Raw genomic sequence first — 23522 nt, forward strand, 5'->3', positions numbered from 1 at the left:
GCCCACGAATGGGACGCGTACGCCGGCGACGAGCAGGACTGAACCCACAAGCCGGCGGGCGCCCTGGGGCGGGCGCCCGTTCCCGGCCACGCTGCCGGCGGCATCGCCTGGACGGATACGGGAGCCAGGGACGAATTCATGGGCCGAAGTGATGAGCCGCCGCGGTTGCCCGGAGGCAGCTACGCGACCTGGAGTCGCGACCGGCTCGAGGCAGCCCGCCGCGGCGCCGAGGAGTGCGGGGACGTCTGGCAGCTGGAGTCGGGGATCTACGTAGCCGCCGCGGCCGCACCATGTGAAGAAGTGCTGCACCGCGCACGGGACTTCCCCAAGGCACCCTCTCCCCTCTTCCCGCCGTTGAAGCGGTCGAGCGGAGCACCGGCACCCGAGGAGCGTGCGCATGCGCACGCGGCCCGGATGCACGGACTCCGTGCGCAGGCGGTCGCGGACAGGATCGGCGAGATCGCGCCCCGGACCGCACGGTTCGCCGACCAGTGGCCCACGGGCCAGGACGTAGAGATTCTGCCACCGGTCCGGCACGCCCTGGCGGAGATCGGTGTGCACTACCTCTTCTCCGAGGACGCCCCCGCCCTGCAGCCCCATGCGGCACAGCTCTTCCTCGCCCGGGAGGTGCTCGTACGCCCCTCGCGTTGGCTACCGCCCCGCTGGATGCCCACCCCGGCACGTCGGTTCCGCACACGGCAGCAGGTCGCCTTCACCGACGCGCTGCGGGCCGTCGTGCGGCGGCGTCGCTCATCGGGCCGGCTCGGTGACGACCTGCTGGGACAGATGCTCCGCCCCTCCCCCCGTTACGGCCTGCTGCCGGAAGAGGCCGTCCTCGACACTCTCCCCGGAATCACCGTCGCCACCTTCGAGACCCCTTCCCGGGCCGCCGGATGGATCCTGCTCCACCTGGCCCGGCACCCCCGGGCGGCCGCCCGCGTCGCGGCCGAAGCCGCCGCGCTCCCCGTGGACCCGGCCACGACGACCCGCACCCACCTCAGGGGCCTCCCGTACACCGAGGCACTGGTGAGTGAGGTGCTCCGGCTGTACCCCCCGAGCTGGCTGCTGACCCGGAGTGCCCCGCGGCAGACCCGGCTCGCCGGCTACACCATCGACGCCGGGTCCACCGTCCTCGTCTGCCCCTACACCGCTCACCGCGACGCACGGGAGTACGCCGAGCCGGACCGGTTCCTGCCCGAACGCTGGCTCGACGACACGGGCTCACCGGCGAAACCCGGGGTCTTCCTCGCTTTCGGTACCGGACCGCACGGCTGCGAGGGAGCCGCGCTGGCCATGGCGATGCTGACGGTCCTCACCGCGCAGACCGCCCGCCGCTACCACCTGAGCGAGCCGCCCGGACAGGGACCCGGCTACCAGGTCACCACCCTCGAAGGCCTCGCGACGGTCGGCTTGCGCCTGCGCGCCACCGTGCGCGACTGAGGTCGGTGCTGCTGTCCGTGACCGTCCGTCGCCGTCGGCGTCCCGGTCGGACGGATCACCGGCTCATGGTCCGGCCGTCGCGTACCGCTGGTCGAACTCGTCGGCGAGCATGCCCATCATGACGAGGTCGTGGTGCCGGCCGGCGAGGAAGACGTGTTCTCGCAAGCGCCCCTCCTCGGTGAAGCCGAGCCGACGGAAGAGCGCCAGCGACGCCTCGTTGGGGGCGAGGACCGCTGCCAGGCATTTGTGATAGCGCCGCTCGGCGAACATGAAGCGCAGCAGCAGCGCCACCGCTTCCAGCGCGTAGCCCTTGCGCCGGTGGTCGGACCCGATCTCGACATCGACCTCGAACCAGCCTGAACGACGGCCGGTGCGGTGCGAGCCGACCGTGCCGACCAGCACCCCCGTGGCCGTCGCCTCCACCGCCAGCCGGAAGCGGTCGTCATCGTCCCCGGCAACGGCCTGCTCCTTCGCCCGGACACGGTGACTCTCGGCGGACCGCGGCAGCTCCGGCCGGCTTCCTCGCCGCCCGTCGTCGGCGGCGAGTCCCATGAGCGCCGTCCAGTCGTCGGGCTCGACGGCGCGCAGGCGTACCCGATGACCGGTCCAGGACGATTCCATGCCCTCTTTGATAACGCCGCGGTGCGCGCCAGGCCGCGAGGCACACCGGGGCGCTGGGATCGCCGCTGCCGAGGCCGCTGTTAGGCTGATTTTCTGACGATGTTCCGGCATGCCGTGCCGCAGACTTCTCCGGCGTGACGGAGATCCGTTCCGGATGCACGGTGAGGAAGCGCCCATGTGCCATCCACACCCTGACGACGCCCGACAGGGCCCGAGGACGTCGACACCATGACCGGTGCCGCTCACCTGCGGGCGTTCAGGCGCTCCGGCCGCATCGGGATCGTCGGCGCTTCGCTGGCGGGGCTGCGGGCCGCGGAGTCACTGCGCGACGAGGGGTTCACGGGATCGTTGACCATCGTCGGTGACGAGCCGTGCGAGCCCTACGACCGTCCACCGCTGTCCAAGCAGGTGCTGACGGGGTGGGTGCCCGCCGACGCCACCACGTTGCCCCGGCGTCGCGCCGTCGATGCGGAGTGGCTGCTGGGCGTGCCCGCCGCCGGGTTGGACCTCGCGTCGCACCACGTGCGTCTCGCCGACGGACGCGGGATTGCCTTCGACCGGCTGCTGGTCGCCACCGGGGTACGGGCCCGGCCGTGGTTCGTCGAGTCCGAGGCGGCCCTGGACGGAGTCTTCGTCGTGCGGACGCGCGAGCACGCCGAAGGCCTGCGGCGGGCCCTCGCCGCCGGGCCGTCCCGGGTGCTGGTCATCGGCGCGGGGTTCACCGGCTGCGAGATCGCCTCCGTCTGCCGGGAGCGGGGCATCCCGGTGACGGTCGCCGAACTCGCGCCCGCCCCACTGGCCGGGGCGCTCGGAACCGTGATCGGCGAGGTCGCGGCCGACATGCAGCGCGCTCGCGGCGTGGACCTGCGGTGCGGTGTCCAGGTCGTCCGGCTGGAGGGCGACGCGCGGGGACGGTTTCGCGGTGCTCATCTCGACGACGGCGGCACGGTCGACGCCGAGGTGGCGGTGGTGGCGCTCGGGAGCATCCGCAACACCGAGTGGCTGCGGGGGTCGGGGCTGGCGGCGGGCGAGTGGGGGGTCACCTGTGACACGGGCTGCCGCGCCCTGGACACCAACGGCCACGTCACCGGCGACGTCTTCGCGGCGGGGGACGTGGCCCGCTGCCCGAACCCCGTCCACGGGAACCGGCTCGTCTCGCTTGAGCACTGGGCGAACGCCGTGGAGCAGGCCGAGGTCGCGGCGCACAACATGGTCAGCTCCGAGGCCGAGCAACGGCCCCACCTGTCCGTCCCGCTGTTCTGGTCGATCCAGTTCGGCGTCAACATCAAGTCCGTCGGCGTGCCGGCCTTCGCCGACCAGGTGGTCGTCACCCAGGGATCGGTGGCCGACCACCGCTTCGTCGCCGCATACGGCTACCGGGGCCGGGTCGCCGCTGCCGTCAGCTTCGACGACGGCAGGTCGCTGAACCACTACCGGCGGTTGATCGAGACGGCTGCGCCCTTCCCACCCCTCTGCCCCACGCCCGACCGGCCCATGGACCAACACCCGCTGCCCGCCGGCTTCTGCGGCCCCGCCCTGTCGGAGCCGGACGCCACAGGCCACGATCCGGGCGAACGCCGCCGTGTCCCGGCCGTGCACCGGCATCCGCCGAAGGAAGGCCTGCCAACCGCGAGCGGAACCCCCGGCACGCTGCGACGGATCTACGACTACTCCGCCCGCGCCGACCCCTATCCGCTGTACGCCGAACTGCGCGAGACGCCGGTGGCCCGGCAGGAGGACGGCAGCTACGTCATCAGCACTCACCGCGAGATCACGGACGTGCTGAACGACCCGCATCTCAGTTCCGACGTGCGCAACCTGTCGGGTCCGATGCCGTCGGACCAGGCCCCTTCGTCGTTCATCCACATGGACTCGCCCGAGCACGACCGGCTGCGACGGATGGCGATGCGGCACTTCGGCCCCCCGCACACCCCTGGGCTGGTGAACGGGCTCGAAGGCTTCCTGGCCGCCACCGTCGGGGGGCTGGTCGACGGTTTCGCGGACAAGGAGCGGATCGACGTCGTCGACGATTTCGCCTTCCCGCTCCCCTTGGCCATCACCTGCCACGTGCTCGGCGTGCCACGCGAGGACGAGCCGAGGTTCCACCGCTGGGTGCACGACATCATGGACTCGGTCGACTACGACCCCGCCACCGACCCGAAGGAGAAGCTGGACAAGGGCGTGCGAGCCCGCGAGGACCTGCGCCGCTGCCTTGGCGAGCTGGTGGCGCGGCGCCACGGCCGGCCGGGACACGGCCTGCTGTCACAGCTGGCCAACGACGACGGGCCCGACGGCCGGATGACCGACGCCGACATCGTCGCCACCGCCAAACTGCTCCTCGTCGCCGGTCACGAGACCACCGCCAACCTCATCACCAACGGGATACTGACGCTGCTGCGCCACCCGGACGTGCTGCGCCGGCTGCGCGACGAACCCGAACTGGTCGTCCCGCTGGTCGAGGAACTGCTGCGCTACGAGCCACCCGTGCAGATCATTCCGTGGCGGGCCGCGTACAGCGACATCACCGTCGCCGACACCGTCATCCCCAAGGGCTCGCAGATCATGCTGATGCTCGCCTCGGGCAGCCGCGATCCGGAGCGCTTCCGCGATCCCGACCGCTTCGACCCCGACCGCACCGACAACCAGCACCTCGGCTTCGGCAGCGGCATCCACTTCTGCTTCGGCGGCCCGCTGGCCCGCCGGGAGACCCAGATCGCGCTGACCGAGCTGGTACGACGCCTCGACCACCCCAGCCTGGTCGCCGACCCGCCGCCGTACCGGCGCAGCCCCGTCCTCCGGGGGCCGGTCCATCTGGACATCGAGCAGGGCGATGGGTGAGCGAGGGCGCGGCCCGTTCCGAACCTGGCGTCATCGGTTCCGCCCTTGACGGCTGCCCGAACTCCGTCGGAGCCGATCTGCCGCACCAGCGGGCTCCGGCCCGGGGCGAGCTCGGCGCTGTGGGACGCGAGTGCGGTGCCGACGTGTGGAGCAGGAGCCGCGGGCGCATGCCGAAGGGCACCGTGCCCTCGTGGCGGCGGCCGGGCCGGCGGTGCTCGACACCCGGGAGCTGGAGCCGGCCGGCGTTGCCACCACGCTGCGCGCGGACGCCCAGGGGCGGCTCGCCGTGACGGACGGACCGTTCCTGGAGACCAAGGAAGCGGCGGGCGGCTACTACCTGATCGAGGCCGGCCATCTCGACGAGGTGCTGGGGCTGGCCGAGCACCTGTACCAGGCGACCGCCGGTCACAGCGGGGCGGAGATCCGCTCGGTGGTGGAGCCCGGATGAACCAGGAGGTCCTCACGAGGAGGCCCTCCTCCTCAGCGGCAACGACGCCGAACGCGGATTCCTCACCGAACGGCTCGCCGAGGTCCGGCTCCACCTGCCCCGGTGAGGACCACCCGCCCGCTCCTCACCACGGAGCAGCGGCGCGCCTCGACGAATGCCGCCGTCGACAACCGTGACGCCCCGACGCAACCCGCCCCCTTGAGCACCGGGGTCCCGTCCCGCTCGGTGACCACGGCGTCGGCCGCGTCGGCGCCAAGGCCCACCCCCCGGCCCACCGGCCCCGCGCCACTGCCGGCGATGTGTCCGGCGTGCCGTCCGTACCTGGCCGGTGAGGTACGGGGACCTCAGTCCTCCACCCCCCGCCGCACGCGCCGCGAGGGGGCGAACGCGTACAGGTCGAGGATGTCGGGCGGGTCGGCGAGGCCGGGGCCGCCGGCCGCCACCCAGTCGGCGATGTCGGCTGTCGCGTCGGGGTCGTTGACCAGGCCGAGCCAGACCGGTCGGCCGCCGGCCGCGCGGCCGGCGGAGGAGGGCTGGACGACGATGACGTTCGCCTGCTCGCAGGCGTCCAGGCAGTTCACCGCCCGGACCCGGGCGGCCGGGCCCAATTCCGACTTGAGCGTGGCGAGCTGGGCTGCGTGGTCGACGCCGGGGATCTTGTCCGTACCGCAGCAGCAGCCGCGGCACACGGTGACCGTGCACCGGGGCTCACCCTGCGCGGCGGGTGGCTTGCGGCGGCTCATGCGGCGGCCCGCTGCCAGGCCGCCTCGCGCAGCAGGCGCAGTCCGTTGAGGCCGACGATGACGGTGGAACCCTCGTGGCCCGCCACGCCCAGCGGCAGCGGCAGGGTGCCGATGAGGTCCCAGGCGACTAGGCCGGTGATGAAGAGGCCGGCGATCACGAGGTTCTGCACGACCAGGTCGCGGGCCCGCCGGGAGAGCGTGATCACGGCCGGGACCGTGCGGAGTTCGTCGCGGACGATCACGGCGTCGGCGGTCTCCAGTGCGAGGTCGGAACCGGCCCGGCCCATGGCCACGCCGGTGTGGGCGGCGGCGAGGGCGGGCGCGTCGTTGACGCCGTCGCCGACGACCAGCACCCGGCGGCCCGACGTCTCCAACTCCCGTACGGCGGCCACCTTCTGCTCGGGCAGCAGCCCGGCCCGCACGTCTGCGATACCGACCTCGGCCGCGAGGCGGGCGGCAGCACGGGGGTTGTCGCCGGTCACCAGAAGGGGTGCCGATCCTACGAGGGTGGTCAGCGCGGACACGGTCACGGTGGCGTCGGCGCGCAGCCGGTCGGCGATGCCGAGCAGCCCGGCCGGGGTGCCGTCGACGGTGATCAGGACGGCGGTGCGGCCGCCCTCCTCCCACTCGGCGGCGACCACCGCGGCCCGCACGGACCTCGGGTCGTCCGCCTCGGCGAGCAGCCGGGCCGGGGCCCCGACGGCGACCTTCCGTCCACCGACGGTCGCGGTGACCCCGACCCCTGGTGCGGAGCCGAACTCCTCGGTGGCCGGCAGGTCGAGGCCCCGCTCCCGCGCGGCGTCGACGACGGCACGGGCCAGCGGGTGCTCGCTCGGGTGCTCCGCCGCGGCGGCGAACGTCAGCAGCTGCGTCTCGTCCAGCCCGCCGCCGGCGAGCGGCCGGACGTCGGTGACGCGCGGGGTGCCCTCGGTGAGCGTGCCGGTCTTGTCGAGCGCGACCGCGTCGATCTCGCCCAGGCGTTCCATGACCACGGCGGACTTCACGAGCACACCGTGCCGGCCGGCGTTGGCGATGGCGGAGAGCAGCGGCGGCATGGTGGCCAGGACGACCGCGCACGGCGAGGCCACGATCATGAAGGTCATCGCCCGCAGCAGCGAACCGGTCAGTGCCGCCCCGAAGGCGAGCGGGACGAGGAAGACTGCGAGGGTCGCGGCCACCATGCCGAGCGAGTAGCGCTGTTCGACCTTCTCGATGAACAGCTGGGTGGGCGCCTTGGTCTCCGACGCCTCCGCCACCATGCGCACGATCCGGGCGATCACCGAGTCGGAGGCGTCACGCTCCACCCGCACGCGCAGCGCGCCGGTGCCGTTGAGGGTGCCCGCGAAGACCTCGTCGCCCGCCTCCTTGGCGACCGGCAGCGGCTCGCCCGTGATGGTCGCCTGGTCGACGTCGCTCGCGCCGTCCAGGACCCGTCCGTCGGCGCCGACCCGCTCGCCGGGCCGTACGAGGAGCAGGTCGCCGACCGCCAGCGTCTCGACGGCGACGGTCTCCTCTTCCCCTGCTGCCGTCAGCCGCGTTGCCGTGGCCGGGGCCAGGTCGAGCAGACCGCGCACCGAGTCGGCGGTGCGGGCGGTGGCCAGCGCCTCCAGGGCGCCGGAGGTGGCGAAGATGACGATCAGCAGCGCGCCGTCCGTCACCTGCCCGATCGCCGCCGCCCCGAGGGCCGCCACCACCATCAGCAGGTCGACGTCGAGGGTCTTCTCCCGCACCGCCCGGAGCCCGGCCCAGCCCGGTTCCCAGCCGCCGGCCACGTAGGTCAGCGCGTACAGCGGGCCCCAGGTCCAGGCCGGGGCGCCGGTCAGCCGCAGGGGCAGCGCCGCCAGGAAGAGCACCAGGGCGGCGGCGGCCCAGCGGGCCTCGGGCAGCGCGAGGACACGGGTACGGCGGGATGCGGTGCCCTCGCGCGCGGGCGCGTCCTGGCCCGGGGACGGCGGGGCGAGGGTGGAGGAGGTCATCGGAACGGAAGTCCTTCACGGCGGACGGTACGGCGCGGTTGCGGGCACCGGACGCACCGGTTCCGCGTTCCCACCGTACAGGACCACATGAAGACTCGTTCATGTGTTCATGTCCACCGGTCCGTAGGATGAAGCCCATGGGCCACGGAGCTGACGCCGAGAACACCACCGCCGCCACGGTGCGCGAGCGCCTGGAGACCGTCGGCGCCACCGACGTGGCCACCACGCTGCAGGCGCTGGCCACCCCGTCCCGGCTGCGGATCCTGGCCCGCCTGCAGGAGGGTCCGTGCGCGGCGACCGAACTGGCGGACGCCGTCGGCATGGAACAGTCCGCCTGCTCCCACCAACTGCGCCTGCTGCGCAACCTCGGCCTGGTCACCGGCGAGCGGCGCGGCCGCTCGGTGATCTACGCCCTCTACGACAACCACGTCGCCGAACTCCTGGAGCAGGCCCTCCACCACGTCGAGCACCTGCGCCTCGGCCTGCGGGACGCCCCGGCCCCGAGCGAGGCGGCCGGGGCCCGCTGAGCGCCGGGCCTCACGCGGGCAGGGGAATGACATGCAGCCGACAGCACCGACCGCCGCCGCCCCTCCGCGATGCGGCCCAGCCGGGATCCGTGTCGCGATATGACGCTAGCCTTCTGCCCGCGTCGCTGTCGCGTCGCGCCGAGATGCTCAACAGGACCAGGACGGAAGCATGTCGGGAGAGATCTCACCCAGCGGGAAGCGCTCCGGCCCCGGCTCGTCGCCCGCACTGCGGGCCTCTCATGCGGACCGGGACCGGGTGGTGGACGTACTGCGTATCGCGGCGGGCGACGGCCTGCTGACCGCGGAGGAGTTGGACGAGCGCCTGGAGGCCGCCCTGTCGGCGCGGACCCTGGGCGAACTGACCACGCTCACCGCCGACTTGCCGCCCGCCGGCGCGGCCGAGGCAGAGGTCAAGGACGTGGTCCGGATCGAAGGGGTCCACAGCGGCGCGGTCGAGCGGGCAGGGCGATGGGTGGTGCCGCGGAGGCTGGAGCTGGCGGTGACCTACTGCGAGGTGACGCTCGACTTCACCGACGCCGTGGTCACGCATGACACCTTGCGGATCGACATGGGGATGACGGGGAAGACCCTGACGCTGGTGACGAGGCCGGGCGTCGTGGTCGATACCGATGGTCTGAAGCTGGTACACAGCAGGGTCAAGTACCGCCGGGTTCCGGGGAGTTCTGATACGCCGGTCACCTTGCGAGTGGAACTGGTCGGCCAGAAGGCCCACGGCAGCGTGGTGGTGCGGCCCCCGCGCCGGAGTCTCCGGCAATGGCTGCTGCGCAGGCCCGCGTCCCCTTCCACACCCGCCTGACTCCCCCGCACAACGCTCTGGCGGGGTCGACCGACCCGACGCGGGCCCGCCGGCGTTCTGGCGGCGCGGAGACCGGCACGACCGAGGATCGGACACGACACCGCCGCGCTCACCGGGGACGCCGTCTCCCACGCCCTCCTCCTGGCAGGCCGTCTTCACCTACGACCCGCTCGACGAGGAGCCCGGCACCGAACCGCTTGCCGCGCTGCGGCGCGGGGCCCCGCTCAGCGCCGTGGACCAGGCCGATGACGCGGTGGACGCCGCGCGCGTGGACCGCCGTCCGGACCGCCGGGGGCGGGATTCGCCGGGGTGCGCCGCCGTCACCGATGGTCTTCGCGGGCGCCGTCGTCAACCGACCGGTGGCATCCAGGTCGGACCAGAACCGGAATGCATGGTTCCGTGACATCCATCACAGCGGATCCGGGACCTAGCCGTGCCGGATAGTAGAAGGCGCTCTGACGACATATGGGATTTGTCCGGCTTGGGGCGCGCAGGCGCCACGCATGGATTCACGGCTTTCCATCCGCGAACCACTTTCATCCGTTCTGCGCGCGCGCAGGGATTCTGACGGAGCGACAGAGGACCGGAGAGGTCCCGGCGGCCCGACCGACGCACCCCGCTCCCCTGGCAAGGGCCGCCCGAGCCTACTAAGCGAGCTAGTACCGACGCCCTTTGCGCTCCTCGTAAGGGCGTCTTAAGAATGGCGACCCGCAGGACGACGCCGCAGCTCAGGAGCGGGTTACGCATGGGTAGACATCGTAAGAACACGCATTACCGGCGGATAGTCATCGCTGCCGTCGCCGTGGGCGCCGTGGGCATACCGTCCGCCGCCATGGCCTGTACCAACTGGCCTGACAGCGAGGGACAGCGGTCCGACGGCGCCGAGAACAGCGCCACGAACGCCTCGTGGAACAAGAAGGGCTGGTGGAACGACGCGAGCTGGGGCCGCCCCTGGGACGACGACCAGGCCGACCGGCCCTCGCCGACGGCATCGGCGACGCCGAGCGCCACAAAGACCCCGAGCGCCAGGAAGAAGACTCCTCACGCCCCTGCGAGCGCCAGGAAGACCACCGCGCCGAAGCCGAAGCCGAAGGCCACCACGTCGCCCAGCACCCGGAACACCACCGCCGCCGCTTCCGCGGCCCCGAAGCCGTCGAGCACGCCGAGCACGTCGAGCACCCCGAAGCCCACCAGCACGGCGTCCGGAGTCGTCGCCCGCATCGTGGAACTCGTCAATGCCGAGCGCAGCAAGGTCGGCTGTTCGGCCCTGACCCTGAACACGACCCTGTCCAAGGTTGCACAGGCACACAGTGAGGACATGGCGCTTCACCAGAACATGTCGCACTCCGGGTCCGATGGTTCCTCCCCCGGAGACCGGATCACCCGTGCCGGGTACACCTGGAGCGCCTACGGCGAGAACGTGGCCTACGGTTACGCCACTCCCGAGAAGGTCATGGCGGCCTGGATGGCCAGCCCCGGCCACAAGGCCAACATCCTCAACTGCACGTTCAAGGAGATCGGCGTCGGTCTCGCCCAGCCCGACAGCTACTGGACCCAGGACTTCGCCACCGCCCGTTGAGCTGACGCCGTCACGGGTGGGTGCAGGTTCACGACGACGGGATCGACGCCGGAGCGCACGACGGCCCGGACCGTCTCGAACTCCGGGGAAGCGTTGGCCTCCTGGTGGACGGCGTGCGCGGGGACGAACACGAAGTCGCCGGGGGCCGGTCTTCTGGTCGCCGTGGTGCCGGGGTCACGGCCGGCGAAGGCGGCCTCATGGTGCGCCCCTGCCATCGCAGCGGTCCCGGACGCGGGCTACTTCGCGCCTCCGCCTCCGCCCCCGAGGGATCCGCCGGAGCCGCGCTGCCGGCGCGGGCGGGTCTGGTCGCTGCCGGGCCTGGTGGGGGCGTTGCCGAGCTGGTACGGGGTGAGGCGGTCGGCTCCGTCCGCGGCTCGTGGTACTTCGTTCGGCTCGCGCATCTGGCTCTCCTCGCGCACCGGCCCGGTGCGGGGCAGCGTGGGGTGGTCAGAGCGTCGAGGTGGCGCGGGTTCCCGCTGCCGTACGCCGATGCCGAACCGGACGGCCGCCACCAACGCGGCCGTGACGAGCAGACCGCAGGCGACGACCATGATCATTCCCGCCACGGGGGCGGCGGCCAGTTGCTCGACTGTCCTGTTCATCGAAGCCGGGTACCCGGCGCAGGACGTCGAATGCCGGGGAGGTGCGGAGGCCCGGGGCGCGAGTTCAGAGATCCTCTTCCAGCCTGATGGCGCTCCGCAGATCCTCCTGGGCCTCGCGCGCCTCGCCCTCGCTCTGTTCCAGGAGCGCCGCGGCGATCGCGTCGAGCTTTCGCTGGACGGCGCGCTCGGCCCGGCGCTCCGAGTTCTTCAACAACGCCAGCAGCAGCAACGTGACGCACGTCATCAGATCACCGGCCAGCATCTGCTGCGAGATCGACAGACCCGCGACGTGCGTGGCCACGAAGAAGGCGACGAGCAGCAGGCAGAACCCGTAGAACACGGGCGAGCTGGTCACGTTCGAGGCGGATTCGGCGAACCGCTCGAACCTTCCTTTGCCCCTCTCGGCAGGATGCCGGACGACCATGTTCTCCTCGCCTCCCGGGACCAGGAAACGGACGGCTTGACGGTACGAAGGAGCGGGCCCTCGGATGGGAGAGCCCGCCCGGTTGTCGCCTTGTCAGTGCTTGAAAACGTCCTTCGTCTTCTCCTTGGCCTGACGGGCCGCGCCCTTCGACTTCTTGGCCTGCCCCTCGGCCGTCATCCGCTCGTTGCCCACGGTGCGGCCAACCGTCTCCTTGGCCTTTCCCGCGGCCTCTTCGGCTTTGCCCTTGATCTTCTGCTGCTTGGCCATGGTCTTTCTCTCCTCGCCCCATGGGGAATCGAGCACCCGTTCCGAGTAACCCCCTGTCGGGCGGTGAAACGGAGTGGCGATGGTCAGTCGGGACGCGCCGGCGGGAGAAGGGTGCCGAGCGGGCCGAGGTCCAGGTTGAGGTCCTCCATGGTCAGGCCGTAGGTGGCGCACAGGTCGGACATGCGGTCGTGGAGGATCATGAGGGTGGAGCCCAGCCGTTCTTCCTGCTCCTCGGTGAGATCCCCCTGGTCGACACGGTGCAGCGCCTGCCGTTCCATGAGCTGCCGCAGCAGTTCGACCAGGGTGAGAACGAGTCTGACCAGGTCGCGTTCGACGGTGTCCGGGTCCGTGCTGATGCGGCGGGCCGGTCGCGGCGGCCCCGGCTCCCGGGTGTCGTCCGGTACGGCGGGCAGCAGCCGGAAGGCCCGGGCCGCCGCGGCTGTGACCTCGGCCAGGCGGTCCGGTCGGTCGGGACCGGGGTGTCGGTCGGCGGCCGCGTCCGTCATGGCGCGTCCTCGGGGCGGGCCGGTGGTGTCGTCCACGGTGACGGGTTCCGGGCGCTCACGGAGACGATCAGGGCGCGCAGCGAGATCCGGACCAGGTCGATGTCGGCGATCGACAGGACCAGATCCCCGGTGACGACGACACCTCCGCTGAGCAGGCGGTCGAGGAGGTCGATGAGGGCCACCTGGCGCTGGGCCAGCGGCTCGGCGCCGGGCGGCTGCTCGACCGCGCTCATGGCGCCCGGTCCGTCGCGGGAGTCCCCGCACCGGGCGGGGTGGCGAAGGAGTACGGCGCCCAGGGCCCGGTGACGTCGATCCGTACGCCGGGCAGGCCCTGGACGGTGTCGAGGACCCGCGAACGGAACTCCGCCCGTGGGCTGGGTCGTCGACCGGGTGGTCGAGGCCAAGCACTTCCAGCGCTACGTCACCCTCTCCGACGAGGCCGCCGACGGCTGGCGCGGTGAGATCCGGGACGGCGAGGTGGTGCGCACGCACGAGGAGGCGCTGGAGGAGGAAGAGGCGGAGTACGAGGACGAGGAGCCCGAGGACGAGTCCGGCGAAGAAGAGGAAGCGGCGCCGGAGGACGCGTATCCCGAAGCGGAGGACGAGTACGAGGAGGAAGACGAAGAGGGCGAGGAGGACGAGGAGTAGGACGGGAGGACGAGGAGGCTTGACGTCCACCGTCACGCCCCGGCCCCGCGCCCCCGCGCACGATGCGCCATCGCGGTGACGCTCGCCCCGACGGATCGGGTTCTCCGGCGTGCGGGGGGCATGGCGTCGGCCGTACGCGGTACACGTTGCTGGTCCGCGACGACCGACGCGTGCGGGTGAGGAGGGGCGATGCGCAAGGCGCTGACGGCATTCGGTGAGGTACTCGCCTGGTGGGCGGTGCTGGTCGTCCTCGACATCCTGTTCATCAGCACGGTCTCCGCCCTCGAACTGGTCGTGGCCGCCGGCGGAGCGGTGATCGCGGCGATCGCCGCGCGGGCCGTCCGCACGGCGTCGGGTGCCCGGCTCGGCGGTACCCGGCGATGGGGAACGGCCGTGTCGGCATGGCCCGGTGCGGTGCTCACCGACCTGGTCGGGCTGTGGCGGCTCACCGCGCGTGCGCTCCGCGGCCGTGCGTCCGAGGGGAGCCTGAAGACGATGACCCTGGCTCCCGGTACGGGTGCCGCGTGGGCCTGCGCCCTGCTGTCCGCCACCCCCGGCGCGTATGTCGTCGACGTACGCGGAACGCGAGGGGAGGCACCCGCCTCGCGGGAACGGGAAGTCGTCGCACACGTTCTCACCGACGACCGTACGCGCCTGGAGGACGTACTCACCGAGGGCCCGCGCCGGTGAACGCCTGGCTGCTCGCGACGGCGGCGCTGCTGACGCTGGGTGTGCCGCCGTGCGTGTGGGCCGCCGGCCGGGGGTCGGCGGTCGAGCGGCTGGCGGGGCTCAGCCTGGCGACCACCGTGGTCACCGCCGTCCTGCTGCTGACGGGACAGGGGTTCGGGCGCGGCGCCTTCGCCGATCTCGGCCTCGTCCTGGCGGTCCTGGGGCCCGCCGGCACCCTGGTCTTCGCCCGTTTCCTCGGCGGCCCGTCGATCGAGCCGCCCGGCGCACGAACGAACCACGAGGAGCGGTGAGATGACGGTCCGTCATGTCTGCGCGCTCGTCCTGCTCGCCGCCGGCACCGGGGTGCTGCTGCTCTCGGCCGTGGGCCTGGTGGCGCTCCCGGGGCCGTTCCAGCGGCTGCACGCCCTCACCCCCGCCTCCACCGTCGGGGTGCCGCTCGTCGCCCTCGCGATGGCCGTCGAGACCGGCCCGGGACGCGCCGCCCTCAAGCTGCTGGTCATCGCGGTGGTCGTCGCGCTCGGCGGGGCGGTCACCGCCATGGCGATCGGCAGGGCCACCGCCCAGCACGAACGTCTGCTGCGAGAGGACTCCCCGGAATGAGGCCGGCATGAACACCGCGACCGCACAGGAATATCTGATCGCCGTCGCCCTGGTGCTGGTGGCGGCGAGCGCCACCGCCGCGGCGCTGGCCCGCGACCCGGTGCGGCAGGCCGTGCTGCTGGCCGTCCTCGGTCTCTGTCTCACCGTCCTGTTCACGCTGCTGCAGGCGCCCGACGTGGCGCTGTCCCAGCTGGCGGTCGGTACGGCGGTCACCCCGCTGCTGATCCTGCTGACGGTCCGGAAGGTGCGCCGCGCCACGGCGTCGCACCGCGGCCGGGACGACCGCGGGTCCGAGGGCACCGATGAGTCGTAGCGCGCGCGTCCGGCTGTTCTGGGCGGCGGCCGTCGTCTTCGCCGTGGTGTACACGCTCGCCTGCACCGGACTGCCGCACTTCGGTACGGCGGTGCACCCCTACGGCACCCGCGCGGTGGCCGCGTCCCTGCGGCAGCGCACCGCCAACGTGGTCTCGTCGGTCAACTTCGACCAGCGCGCCCTGGACACCCTCGGGGAGGAGTCGATCCTGTTCGCCTCGGTTCTCGGCACGATCGTGCTGCTGCGCCACGCCCGCGACGAGAGCGTCGGCCGGCCGCGCGCGGGACGAGTCCTGCCCAGCACCCGGCTGCTGGGCCTGGTGATGGTGCCGCTCACCCTGCTGACCGGCGTGTACATCGTGGCGCACGGCCAGTTGTCGCCGGGCGGCGGTTTCCAGGGCGGCGTCATCCTCGCCACCGGGCTGCACATGGCGTACGTGGCCGCCGACTACCGCGTGCTGCAGCGGATCCGTCCGCTGGCCGTGCTCGACGCGGCCGACGCGTGCGGCGCGGGCGCGTTCGTGGCACTGGGCTTCGCGGGACTGATCGCCGGCGGCGCCTATCTCCAGAACGTGCTGCCGCTCGGCACCTTCGGCACGCTCTCGTCCGGTGGCCTCGTCCCGCTGCTGAACGCGGCGGTCGGCATCGAGGTGGGCTCGGGCGTCATCGTCCTGCTCGCCTCCTTCCTCGACCAGGCCGTCGAGGTGAGATCGGAGAAAAACTCCGGCCCGGGAGGCGGCACATGACCGTCCTGCCCTTCCTGACCGCCGGCTGGATCCTCCTCGTCGGCGTGTACGGCATGGTCACCAGCCGGGACATCGTCCACACCGTCGGCTGTCTCGCGGTGGCGCAGTCCTCGACGTACGTGCTGCTGCTCACCGTCGGCTACCGGCGCGGCGGCATCGCGCCGTACTTCACCGACACTCCCCTGCGCACGCACACCGTCGACCCGGTCGTGCAGGCGCTCGCGCTCACCGACGTCGTCGTGGGCGCCACGGTCACGGCGCTGCTGCTCGCGCTCGCCATCCAGATCCGCAAGCGCCACGGCACGGTCGACCCGGACGCGCTGACCGGGCTGAAGGGCTGACGGGCCGGGCATGGTGCGTACCGCCGACCTGCTGCCGCTCGCCGTCGCCGTCCCGCTGCTGGGCGCCGTCGTCCTCGTGATCGCCGGGCGCCGGCTGCCCCGCCTCGCCATCGACGCCCTGGTCACCGGCTGGGCGGCGCTGGAGGTCGCCGGTCTCGTGCTGCTGTGGCTGCGGACCGGCGACGGGCACGGTGTCTCGTGGCTGGGCGGCTGGACACCGGTGCGCGGCGAGAGCGTCGGCATCGTGCTCGTCGGCGACCGCATCGGCGTCGGCCTCGCGCTGCTGGCCGCCGCGCTCGTCCTCACGGTCGTCGTCTACTCCTGGCGCTACTTCGACGAGCCGCCCGTGGCACACGCCGGCGTCTTCCCCGCGCTCCTCCTTCTCTTCGAGGCGGGCATGGTCGGGTTCGCGCTGACCGGCGACCTGTTCGACGCGTTCGTCTTCTTCGAGCTGATGGGGGCGGTCGCCTACGCGCTCACCGGCTACCGCATCGAGGACCCGCGTCCGGTGCAGGGCGCCCTGGTCTTCGGCGTCGTCAACTCCCTCGGCGCGTACTGCTCGTTGCTCGGCATCGGCCTGGTGTACGCGCGCACCGGTGAGCTCGGTTTCACCCAGATCGGCGTGCAGCTGACGAGGCACCGCCCCGACGCCCTGCTCGCCGTCGCCTTCGTGCTGGTCGTCACCGGGCTGCTGGTCAAGGCGGCGGTGGTGCCGCTGCACTTCTGGCTGCCCGATGCGCATGCGGTCGCGCCGACCCCGGTGTGCATGCTGCTCTCCGGGGTCATGGTGGAACTCGGCGTCTACGGCGTCGCGCGCGTCTACTGGGTCGTGTTCTCCGGACCGCACGGCATCGCGGAGGCACACCTGCGGGACGTCTTCGTGGCCGTCGGGGTGCTGACGGCGCTGGTGGGTGCCGTGATGTGCTGGCAGCAACGGCATCTCAAGCGTCTGCTCGCCTTCTCCACCGTCGGCCATGTCGGCCTCTTCCTCGCCGGGGCGGCACTGCTCACCCCCGCCGGAACGGCCGGGGTGGCCCTGTACGTCTCCGCCCACGCCGGGGTGAAGGCGGCCCTGTTCGCCGCGACGGGCGTGCTGCTCGACCGGTTCGGCTCCGTCGACGAGCACGGGCTGTACCGGCGCGGCCGGGATCTGCCGTTCGTCGGGGCGCTGTTCGCCGTCGGCGGGCTCGCGCTCGCCGGTCTGCCGCCGTTCGGCACGGGCCTCGGCAAGGCCGTCACCGAGCATGCCGGTGCGGAGCGGTTCCCCTGGCTGCCCGCGGTGTTCGTGTTCGTGTCGGCCCTCACGGGCGGGGCCGTGCTGCGCGCCGGTGCCCGGATCTTCGCCGGTGCCGGGCCCCGGCCGCGCGAGCGGTACACGGGGCCGGAGACCACGGGTGGCGGCGAGGAACCGGAGATCCGCGATCCGCGGCGCCGGATCCCGGTCCCGATGCTCGCCGTACCCGCCGTTCTGCTCGCCGCCGGGCTGGCCGTCGGGGTGCTCCCCGGCCTCGGTGCCGCCCTGGCCCGCGCCGCCCGCCAGTTCACCGACCGCTCCGCCTACACCACCGCCGTCCTCGGCCACCCCGTCGCACCGACCGCGCCGGTCCCCGACGTCGGCTGGACCACCGAGGGCGTACTCCTCGCCCTCGCCTCGGCCCTCCTGGCGGCGCTCTTCGCCGCGGCCGCCGTCTGGGGTCCCGCACTGCGCTCACCGCTCGTGGGCCCGGTCAGAACCGTCTGCGAGACCGTCGGACGGCGGGTGATCGTGCCGCTGCGACGGCTGCACTCGGGGCACCTCGGCGACTACGTCGCCTGGCTCACCGTCGGGGTGGCGGTCCTGCTGGTCGCCATGACCGTGTAGCGGGCCGCGATCAAGTGCTCTTCCGGGTGGGGAATTCGGGCCCGTCGTCGTGTTCGGCCTTTTCCCGCACGTCCCTCGGTGTGGGTGCGGTGACATTCCGCTGCTCCGCGGAGCGTTGCCGTGTCTCGTCGTCGGGCGGAGGTGTGTCGTGGTCTCCGGAGGTCTTCTTCATGAGGTTCTCCTCTCGGGTTCCCTCACAGACGCGTGACCCCAGTCGGCGGCGCGAAACGTCCTCTTCTCACCCAAAAACACTTTCCGCGCCTCGGAATACCCGAAGCAGAAGGGGTACCCGGAAGGGCACCGACCCATCGGAAAGGAGGTCGGTCAGATGAATACCGGCACGCTTCTGGCGATCGTCATCCCCCTCGCGGTGGTCGTCGCGCTGATCGCACTCGCCGTGGTTCTCCTGCAGCGACGCAAGGCTCTGCGCGAGCGGTTCGGCCCCGAGTACGAGCGGACCGTCGACTCCGCGGACAGCAGGCTGGCCGCGGAGCGCGAGCTCAGCACCCGCGAGAAGCGACATGACAAGCTCGACATCAAACCGCTGCCCGCCGGTGCCCGGGAGCGCTACACCCGGGACTGGGACGACGTGCAGCACGAGTTCGTCGACCGGCCCGAGGACGCCGTGCATGACGCGGACCGGCTGGTGACGTCGCTGATGCGGGCACGCGGCTATCCCACCGACAGCTACGACCAGCAGCTGAAGGATCTCTCCGTGGAACACGGCCGCACCCTTGAGCACTACCGGGCCGCCCACGAGATCGACACGCTCAGCACGGGCCACCAGGCCACCACCGAACAGCTGCGCAGCGCCATGGTGCACTACCGCGCGCTGTTCGACGAACTTCTCTTCGACGGCGGTCAGGCCCGCCACGCCCCGGCCTGACCGCCGAGCAGCGGAGATCCGACGGAGACGACATGGAACGCAACGACACAGCGCACACGACCGACAGCCGGCTGTCCACCGAGGACCTCGTGCAGCCTCGCGAGAGCACAGCCCCGGACGACACCGCGCAGCCCCCGATCTACCCGGGCGAGAGCGACACACGAGCCGACATGGACGACATCGGGGCGGACGAGGCGGGCGCCCCGGCGACGGCAGGACGGGCCGCCGGGGACGCGGACGAGTTGCCGCGGCTGCTGACGTCCCAGGACGAGGAGGAATTCCGCGCACGCTGGGAGAAGATCCAGACCGCCTTCGTCGACGACCCGCGCGACACCGTTGAGGCAGCGGACACTCTGGTCGCCAACGTCATGCGGACGCTTGCCGCGACGTTCGACGAACACAAGAAGGAACTCGAAGACCAGTGGAGCCAGGGCGGGGACGCCGACACCGAAGCACTGCGTACGGCGCTCCGCCACTACCGCTCGTTCTTCAACCGCCTGCTGACCAGCTGAAGAAGCTCACCCCACCATCAGTGGCCGACACCTCGGCCGGAGAGAGAGGAGACGGCGATGATCGCCCTCGGCGTCATACTGCTCGTCCTCGGATTCGTCTTCCACATCGGGTTCCTGTGGACGATCGGGATCATCCTGCTCGTGATCGGGCTCATCCTGTTCGTCCTCGGCTCGCTCGGCCACGCGGTCGCCGGGCGACGCCACTACTGGTAGCCGGTGAACAGGCAACACGCAGAGAGAAGATGACGTGCCGTGACCGCGCCGCACTGTCTATCGCGGAGGCCGGTCCAGTGGTTCGGCCTCCGCGGCCGCCCTGGCCCGGGCGACGGCGATCGCCAGCTGCCGCTGGACCTGCTCCGGCAGCGACGCCCCCTGCACCACGGTGGCCACCACGTCGCCGGCCAGCCGGTGCAGCTTGGTGTTCGTGTTCTGGGAGGCGGTGACCAGCGTCTCCCATGCCTCGTCGGGGTTCAGGCCGAAGGACGCCATGAGGATTCCGCGGGCCAGGTCGATCTCCGGCCTGGTGCGCATCGCCCGCCGCAGCTGTACGACCTCGGCCTGCAGAAGACCGTCGTCACCGCCTCCGGGCGAGAGGAGGGTGTAGGTGTCCGTGGCGGTCAGCAGCCGCTCGACGACCGGGCTCGCGGCGGTGACGGCGACCGTCTTCCCGTCCTGCACCGCTTGATGGCGTACGGCCAGCAGCACGTCGAGCGCGGAGCAGTCGGCGAACGTCGTGCCCGCGAGATCCAGGTCGATTCCCTCGGCCGAGCCGGCGAGGGCACGGGTCAGAGCGTGTCGCAGTTGCCGGCTGTTGTCGAGGCAGAACTCCCCGCTCAGGGTGACCGAAACCCGGGCGTCGTCCGGGGCCGCCCGTACCAGCAGGACGGTGGCCGACGGGACCGACGCGGCGCGTATGACCGCGCCTTCATCCGCGCCGGGAGCATCGTAGGACGGTTCGGCCATCGTCGCCTCCTCCACGTCTCCTTCTCCAGGTTCTTACGTCCCCTATGACACGTCAAGAGATACGTGAATATCTTTTCCTGCTTTTGTGTGCGTGAACGAACAGCCGTAGGATTTGGCCATGCTGGGAGTCGATGGAGTGCCCGAGCCGCATACGGGATGGACGTTCGTGACCAATCACGCGCGCGTCCTGGCGAGCATCGCCGACAACCACAACGCGCGGATCCGGGACATCGCGGCCCGCTGCCGGCTCACCGAACGCGCCGTCCAGAAGATCATCTCGGATCTCGAACAGGACGGCTATCTCTCCCACACCCGCAGCGGCCGCACCAACCAGTACCAGATCGACCCGAGCATGGTCCTGCGCCATCCGGCCGAGGCCGGGCTCACCGTGGCGTCTCTGCTGTCGATGCTGGTCAGGGACGAGGTCGAACGCCAGGGCACGGCCGAGCAGACCCGAACCGAGTCCTGACCCCGCCCCCTGCCGGGTTCCCTCGGATCAGTTCCGCCGGATGGCGCTGCCGTGGAGATCGTTGAGGGCGGTGAAGACGGTGGTGTTGCGGTGCCACAGGAGCCAGCGGCCGACCTGGCCACCGAGGTGGTGCAACGCGGTCAGCTGGGCCGGGCTGAAGCCGCCCACGGGCCGCTCGTGATGGGTGGAGATCATGCCCATCACGCTGCCCCTGGGGCTGACGAGGGGCACGCTGTGGCAGGCACGGCTGCCCGCCTGCAGGATCGTCTGCCGGGATGCCTCGTCGAAGATGTCGGAGGAGGCGACGTCCTTGACGGTGACCTGCCGGCGTTCCTCCGCGGCCTGCGCACAGGCCGTCGTCGAGTCGTCGACGAAGGCGAAGTAGTCGGTGAAGTGCCGGTTCAGCCCGGTGTGCTGCTCCAGACGCAGCATTCCGCACTCCGCCAGCTGCACATTGCCCATCGGAGCGTCGGTGACACGCCGGGTGTGGCGCAGGGCGGCCTTGAGCACGGCGCGCGGGGACGTGAGCTGCGAGGGGTCGGTGCGCAGTGCGGGAATCGCGGGTGCGGCCCCTTGCGGACGGTTCGGCACCCAGCGGGGGGCACCGGCTTCGGGAGCCGGAAGACGCACGGCGACATCGGCGAGGGTGTGGAGTCTGACGTTGAACTTCTGCGAGGTCCGGCGCAGGAGGTCGAAGGCTTCCTGCCGTGAGGGGATCCGGTAGCGCGTCACGAGAACCTCTTCGGCTCGGGCGACACCGGCACGGGCCAGCCGGCGGTTGCGCTCGTCGACGGCACTCCGCGCGCAGTCCTGGGAATCACGACGCTCCACGCCCGACGACGCGGCGGACGTACTCGGGTACTCGGTCACTGACGGCGCCCTCCTGATCGCTCGACACCCGCACGGCACCCCGCAGCCGGGTCCCCGCGCGAGCGGCGGCACTGCGGTGCACGGTACGCATGCCCCGTACCGCCACCGCCATACGGCCTGCGCCGGACTCGCAGGGGCCCGGCCCCGCCCGAGGCCGGGCGGGCCGTGCCCGTGTGGAGTGCAGAGATCAGGGTCGGCGGCGGAGACATAAGGCGTCCTGGGCCGCTGGACGACACCGGCCGAAGCCGGCGGCGGGATTCGAACCCGCGTCACCCGCGTGGAAGGCGAAGTATCCGCTGCCTGCGCACCTGCACGAAGAGGACGCTAGCCGACCGTGCCCGCGCCGGGCATCCGGATTTGGGCCGCCGGCCCCGGGACCGGTTGCTCGGGGGTTCCGCGTCGGACACGAAGGCCACGCCCTGCGCACCATGGCGTCCCCAGGATCCGCAGCACTTCGGGTCCACCGAATTCGGTCAGTCCTATGGCTTTCATGGCCCTCATGGATTTCATGGAAGGGGCTGCTCCTGAGGAATGTACGCATTCCTCCCCTTCACACGGGACCTGGGGGGGTACTGCCCTTACCTGGAACAGCCTTACCTTCCTCATCCGTGTGACCAGCGGTTTCATTGATCGTGGCAGTCGGACGCACACGGAGCATTCCGCCCCGAGGGCCCGGCCGCCCGACCCCACCAGCACGAAAGAGACGTTTCACGATGGAACTGTTGAAGAAGCAGCCGACGGTCAAACTGCCGGCCGAGTGGTTCACCGGCGACGCGTGGGCCGACGTCATCCACCGCGGCGAGGAGCCCTCCCGCGTCCGGGCCAACGCGGTCCGCTTCGCCCCCGGCGCGCGGACGGCCTGGCACTCCCACGGTGTGGGCCAGACCCTCTACATCGTCGAGGGCATCGCCCTGATCCAGTCCCGCGGCGGAGAGATCCTCGAAGCACGTCCGGGCGACGTGGTCTGGACTCCGCCGGGCGAGGAGCACTGGCACGGCGCCGCGCCCGACCACTTCATGACCCACATCGCCCTGTGGGAGACGGACGACGTCCACTGGCTGGAGCACGTCAGCGACGTCGAGTACGGCGGCCCCCGCCACGGCACGCGCGCCTGACGGGTACGGAGCGCCGGTCACCGTGGTGCCCTCGGCCATCAGCCTTCAGCCGCCCTCGGGCGGCCTGAGCCCCGGATCGTTCGGGTGTTCCGTCAGCGGCGTTGTCTCCGTGGAGAGCCACGGCGCCTGGGGAAGCGAGTCGAGGACGATCTGCAGGTCGGCGGGGTCACGGGCGCGCCACAGGCCGAGCGCCCTGTCGTCCGGGGTCCGCCACAGCCGGACCAAGTGCCCTTCTTCGGCCAGCTCCTTCGCGCGAGCCGCCTCCGCCAATGCCGTGTCCGCCAACGCCTGGGACGGGGCACCCTCGGGCGCGAAGGCGACCAGGAACTCCCGGGCCGCGCCCGCTGCCCTTCGGACGGCCGGGCCCGGGTCGTTCGGGTGCGGGGTGAGCGGTGTGACCTCGTCGCTGCGCCAGACACGCAGCGGCATGGAGGAGAGGACGTCCTCCAGGCGTGCCGCGTCCGGTGCGGCGAACAGCCCGAGGGTGCGCCATTCGCCGGGCCGCAACGGCGGCCGCCAGAGCCTCAGCAGTCGGCCCGCCTCAGCGAGTCCGAGGGAGTTGGCGGCCTCACGGGCGCGGACGTCGTCGACCTCCTCCGGAGAGGTTCCCTCCGGGACGTGGGTGGTCATGGTGACGAGGTATTCCATGGTGGATCACCCTCCGGCCCCGAAACTCCCGGCCCGTCGACGTCCGCACCGGCCGGGGCCCATCGGCGCGGTT

General features: G+C 71.9%; 32 protein-coding genes and 2 pseudogenes. 20 read left to right on the top strand and 14 right to left on the bottom strand.

Annotated features, from left to right (window positions below):
* Positions 1-138: 138 nt before the first annotated feature.
* A complete protein-coding gene (locus tag ACFZDK_RS29310) occupies positions 139-1440 on the top strand; it encodes a cytochrome P450 (RefSeq protein ID WP_390976902.1) in 1302 nt (433 codons plus the stop codon).
* A gap of 63 nt (positions 1441-1503) precedes the next feature.
* Here the strand turns inward: ACFZDK_RS29310 and ACFZDK_RS29315 are convergent, their stop codons facing one another.
* Positions 1504-2061, bottom strand: coding sequence for a GNAT family N-acetyltransferase (locus ACFZDK_RS29315; RefSeq protein WP_390976903.1), 558 nt, complete (start codon positions 2059-2061; stop codon positions 1504-1506).
* A gap of 228 nt (positions 2062-2289) precedes the next feature.
* Here ACFZDK_RS29315 and ACFZDK_RS29320 point away from each other — a divergent pair.
* The 3 genes and pseudogenes from ACFZDK_RS29320 to ACFZDK_RS29330 form a co-directional block, all read left to right on the top strand.
* Positions 2290-3657, top strand: a pseudogene (locus ACFZDK_RS29320) (NAD(P)/FAD-dependent oxidoreductase); the annotation flags it as partial.
* Positions 3658-3912: 255 nt separating this feature from the next.
* Positions 3913-4899 (top strand): annotated as a pseudogene (locus ACFZDK_RS29325) (cytochrome P450); the annotation flags it as partial.
* Positions 4900-5044: 145 nt separating this feature from the next.
* Complete coding sequence (locus ACFZDK_RS29330) at positions 5045-5347, top strand: YciI family protein (RefSeq protein ID WP_390976904.1); 303 nt, start codon at positions 5045-5047, stop codon at positions 5345-5347.
* Positions 5348-5691: 344 nt separating this feature from the next.
* Here the strand turns inward: ACFZDK_RS29330 and ACFZDK_RS29335 are convergent, their stop codons facing one another.
* Positions 5692-6090, bottom strand: coding sequence for a (2Fe-2S) ferredoxin domain-containing protein (locus ACFZDK_RS29335; RefSeq protein ID WP_390976905.1), 399 nt, complete (start codon positions 6088-6090; stop codon positions 5692-5694).
* Positions 6087-8066 carry a heavy metal translocating P-type ATPase gene (locus ACFZDK_RS29340; RefSeq protein WP_390976906.1) on the bottom strand — a complete coding sequence of 660 codons (1980 nt, stop codon included), beginning with the start codon at positions 8064-8066 and terminating at the stop codon, positions 6087-6089. The genes ACFZDK_RS29335 and ACFZDK_RS29340 overlap by 4 nt, the downstream gene beginning before the upstream one ends.
* A gap of 137 nt (positions 8067-8203) precedes the next feature.
* Here ACFZDK_RS29340 and ACFZDK_RS29345 point away from each other — a divergent pair, with 137 nt between their 5' ends.
* Positions 8204-8593, top strand: coding sequence for a metalloregulator ArsR/SmtB family transcription factor (locus ACFZDK_RS29345; RefSeq protein WP_390976907.1), 390 nt, complete (start codon positions 8204-8206; stop codon positions 8591-8593).
* Positions 8594-8762: 169 nt separating this feature from the next.
* Positions 8763-9410, top strand: coding sequence for a DUF1707 domain-containing protein (locus ACFZDK_RS29350; protein ID WP_390976908.1), 648 nt, complete (start codon positions 8763-8765; stop codon positions 9408-9410).
* A gap of 1041 nt (positions 9411-10451) precedes the next feature.
* Here ACFZDK_RS29350 and ACFZDK_RS29355 read toward each other — a convergent pair.
* Positions 10452-10691 carry a hypothetical protein gene (locus ACFZDK_RS29355; RefSeq protein ID WP_390976997.1) on the bottom strand — a complete coding sequence of 80 codons (240 nt, stop codon included), beginning with the start codon at positions 10689-10691 and terminating at the stop codon, positions 10452-10454.
* Between ACFZDK_RS29355 and ACFZDK_RS29360 the strand changes: the two genes are divergently transcribed.
* Positions 10633-10989 (top strand): CAP domain-containing protein, encoded by a 357-nt coding sequence (locus tag ACFZDK_RS29360; RefSeq protein ID WP_390976909.1) that lies wholly within the window; start codon positions 10633-10635, stop codon positions 10987-10989. The two genes, ACFZDK_RS29355 and ACFZDK_RS29360, sit on opposite strands and share 59 nt — an antisense overlap.
* Here the strand turns inward: ACFZDK_RS29360 and ACFZDK_RS29365 are convergent.
* The 7 genes from ACFZDK_RS29365 to ACFZDK_RS29395 form a co-directional block, all read right to left on the bottom strand.
* Positions 10956-11204, bottom strand: coding sequence for a hypothetical protein (locus ACFZDK_RS29365; protein ID WP_390976910.1), 249 nt, complete (start codon positions 11202-11204; stop codon positions 10956-10958). The two genes, ACFZDK_RS29360 and ACFZDK_RS29365, sit on opposite strands and share 34 nt — an antisense overlap.
* Before the next feature lie 21 nt (positions 11205-11225).
* Positions 11226-11591: a DUF6479 family protein gene (locus ACFZDK_RS29370; RefSeq protein WP_390976911.1), complete on the bottom strand. Its 366-nt coding sequence runs from the start codon at positions 11589-11591 to the stop codon at positions 11226-11228.
* 64 nt (positions 11592-11655) lie between these two features.
* Positions 11656-12015, bottom strand: a complete 360-nt coding sequence (locus tag ACFZDK_RS29375) for a low affinity iron permease family protein (RefSeq protein WP_390976912.1) — start codon at positions 12013-12015, stop codon at positions 11656-11658.
* Positions 12016-12108: 93 nt separating this feature from the next.
* On the bottom strand, positions 12109-12282 hold the full coding sequence (locus ACFZDK_RS29380; protein WP_359225796.1) for a CsbD family protein: 174 nt from the start codon (positions 12280-12282) through the stop codon (positions 12109-12111).
* An 83-nt stretch (positions 12283-12365) separates the two neighbouring features.
* Positions 12366-12788, bottom strand: coding sequence for a gas vesicle protein GvpK (locus ACFZDK_RS29385; RefSeq protein WP_390976913.1), 423 nt, complete (start codon positions 12786-12788; stop codon positions 12366-12368).
* Complete coding sequence (locus ACFZDK_RS29390) at positions 12785-13021, bottom strand: gas vesicle protein GvpJ (protein WP_390976914.1); 237 nt, start codon at positions 13019-13021, stop codon at positions 12785-12787. Before ACFZDK_RS29390 ends, ACFZDK_RS29385 begins: the two co-directional genes overlap by 4 nt.
* Complete coding sequence (locus ACFZDK_RS29395) at positions 13018-13116, bottom strand: hypothetical protein (protein WP_390976993.1); 99 nt, start codon at positions 13114-13116, stop codon at positions 13018-13020. The genes ACFZDK_RS29390 and ACFZDK_RS29395 overlap by 4 nt, the downstream gene beginning before the upstream one ends.
* A gap of 41 nt (positions 13117-13157) precedes the next feature.
* Between ACFZDK_RS29395 and ACFZDK_RS29400 the strand changes: the two genes are divergently transcribed.
* The 11 genes from ACFZDK_RS29400 (at position 13158) to ACFZDK_RS29450 (ending at position 19597) form a co-directional block, all read left to right on the top strand.
* Positions 13158-13436 carry a hypothetical protein gene (locus tag ACFZDK_RS29400; protein ID WP_390976915.1) on the top strand — a complete coding sequence of 93 codons (279 nt, stop codon included), beginning with the start codon at positions 13158-13160 and terminating at the stop codon, positions 13434-13436.
* A 189-nt stretch (positions 13437-13625) separates the two neighbouring features.
* Entirely contained in the window at positions 13626-14126 is a 501-nt protein-coding gene (locus ACFZDK_RS29405) for a hypothetical protein (protein ID WP_390976916.1), read from the top strand.
* The gene (locus ACFZDK_RS29410) at positions 14123-14416 is read left to right on the top strand and encodes a monovalent cation/H+ antiporter complex subunit F (protein ID WP_390976917.1); all 294 of its coding nucleotides are present in this window, start codon (positions 14123-14125) and stop codon (positions 14414-14416) included. Before ACFZDK_RS29405 ends, ACFZDK_RS29410 begins: the two co-directional genes overlap by 4 nt.
* A gap of 1 nt (position 14417) precedes the next feature.
* The gene (locus ACFZDK_RS29415; RefSeq protein ID WP_390976918.1) at positions 14418-14726 is read left to right on the top strand and encodes a monovalent cation/H(+) antiporter subunit G; all 309 of its coding nucleotides are present in this window, start codon (positions 14418-14420) and stop codon (positions 14724-14726) included.
* 7 nt (positions 14727-14733) lie between these two features.
* Positions 14734-15039, top strand: a complete 306-nt coding sequence (locus ACFZDK_RS29420; RefSeq protein WP_390976919.1) for a hydrogenase subunit MbhD domain-containing protein — start codon at positions 14734-14736, stop codon at positions 15037-15039.
* On the top strand, positions 15029-15784 hold the full coding sequence (locus tag ACFZDK_RS29425; protein ID WP_390976920.1) for an MnhB domain-containing protein: 756 nt from the start codon (positions 15029-15031) through the stop codon (positions 15782-15784). Before ACFZDK_RS29420 ends, ACFZDK_RS29425 begins: the two co-directional genes overlap by 11 nt.
* Positions 15781-16125: a cation:proton antiporter subunit C gene (locus ACFZDK_RS29430; RefSeq protein ID WP_355707450.1), complete on the top strand. Its 345-nt coding sequence runs from the start codon at positions 15781-15783 to the stop codon at positions 16123-16125. Before ACFZDK_RS29425 ends, ACFZDK_RS29430 begins: the two co-directional genes overlap by 4 nt.
* 10 nt (positions 16126-16135) lie before the next feature.
* Positions 16136-17986: a proton-conducting transporter membrane subunit gene (locus tag ACFZDK_RS29435; protein WP_390976921.1), complete on the top strand. Its 1851-nt coding sequence runs from the start codon at positions 16136-16138 to the stop codon at positions 17984-17986.
* A 328-nt stretch (positions 17987-18314) separates the two neighbouring features.
* A complete protein-coding gene (locus tag ACFZDK_RS29440) occupies positions 18315-18872 on the top strand; it encodes a hypothetical protein (protein WP_390976922.1) in 558 nt (185 codons plus the stop codon).
* 32 nt (positions 18873-18904) lie between these two features.
* Complete coding sequence (locus tag ACFZDK_RS29445; RefSeq protein WP_390976923.1) at positions 18905-19384, top strand: hypothetical protein; 480 nt, start codon at positions 18905-18907, stop codon at positions 19382-19384.
* Between the two features lie 57 nt (positions 19385-19441).
* A complete protein-coding gene (locus ACFZDK_RS29450; RefSeq protein WP_390976924.1) occupies positions 19442-19597 on the top strand; it encodes a DUF6131 family protein in 156 nt (51 codons plus the stop codon).
* Positions 19598-19654: 57 nt separating this feature from the next.
* Here ACFZDK_RS29450 and ACFZDK_RS29455 read toward each other — a convergent pair whose 3' ends face one another.
* Entirely contained in the window at positions 19655-20347 is a 693-nt protein-coding gene (locus ACFZDK_RS29455; RefSeq protein WP_390976925.1) for an ANTAR domain-containing protein, read from the bottom strand.
* Between the two features lie 118 nt (positions 20348-20465).
* Here ACFZDK_RS29455 and ACFZDK_RS29460 point away from each other — a divergent pair, with 118 nt between their 5' ends.
* The gene (locus tag ACFZDK_RS29460) at positions 20466-20816 is read left to right on the top strand and encodes a MarR family transcriptional regulator (protein ID WP_390976926.1); all 351 of its coding nucleotides are present in this window, start codon (positions 20466-20468) and stop codon (positions 20814-20816) included.
* Between the two features lie 27 nt (positions 20817-20843).
* Here the strand turns inward: ACFZDK_RS29460 and ACFZDK_RS29465 are convergent, their stop codons facing one another.
* Complete coding sequence (locus ACFZDK_RS29465; protein ID WP_390976927.1) at positions 20844-21686, bottom strand: GAF domain-containing protein; 843 nt, start codon at positions 21684-21686, stop codon at positions 20844-20846.
* Between the two features lie 713 nt (positions 21687-22399).
* Here ACFZDK_RS29465 and ACFZDK_RS29470 point away from each other — a divergent pair.
* Positions 22400-22801, top strand: a complete 402-nt coding sequence (locus ACFZDK_RS29470; RefSeq protein WP_390976928.1) for a cupin domain-containing protein — start codon at positions 22400-22402, stop codon at positions 22799-22801.
* Between the two features lie 45 nt (positions 22802-22846).
* On the opposite strand, the gene ACFZDK_RS29475 is transcribed toward ACFZDK_RS29470, so the two are convergent.
* Entirely contained in the window at positions 22847-23449 is a 603-nt protein-coding gene (locus ACFZDK_RS29475; RefSeq protein WP_390976929.1) for a muconolactone Delta-isomerase family protein, read from the bottom strand.
* Positions 23450-23522 lie beyond the last annotated feature (73 nt).

The organism is Streptomyces sp. NPDC007901 (genome assembly GCF_042959465.1).
Lineage (GTDB): Bacteria > Actinomycetota > Actinomycetes > Streptomycetales > Streptomycetaceae > Streptomyces.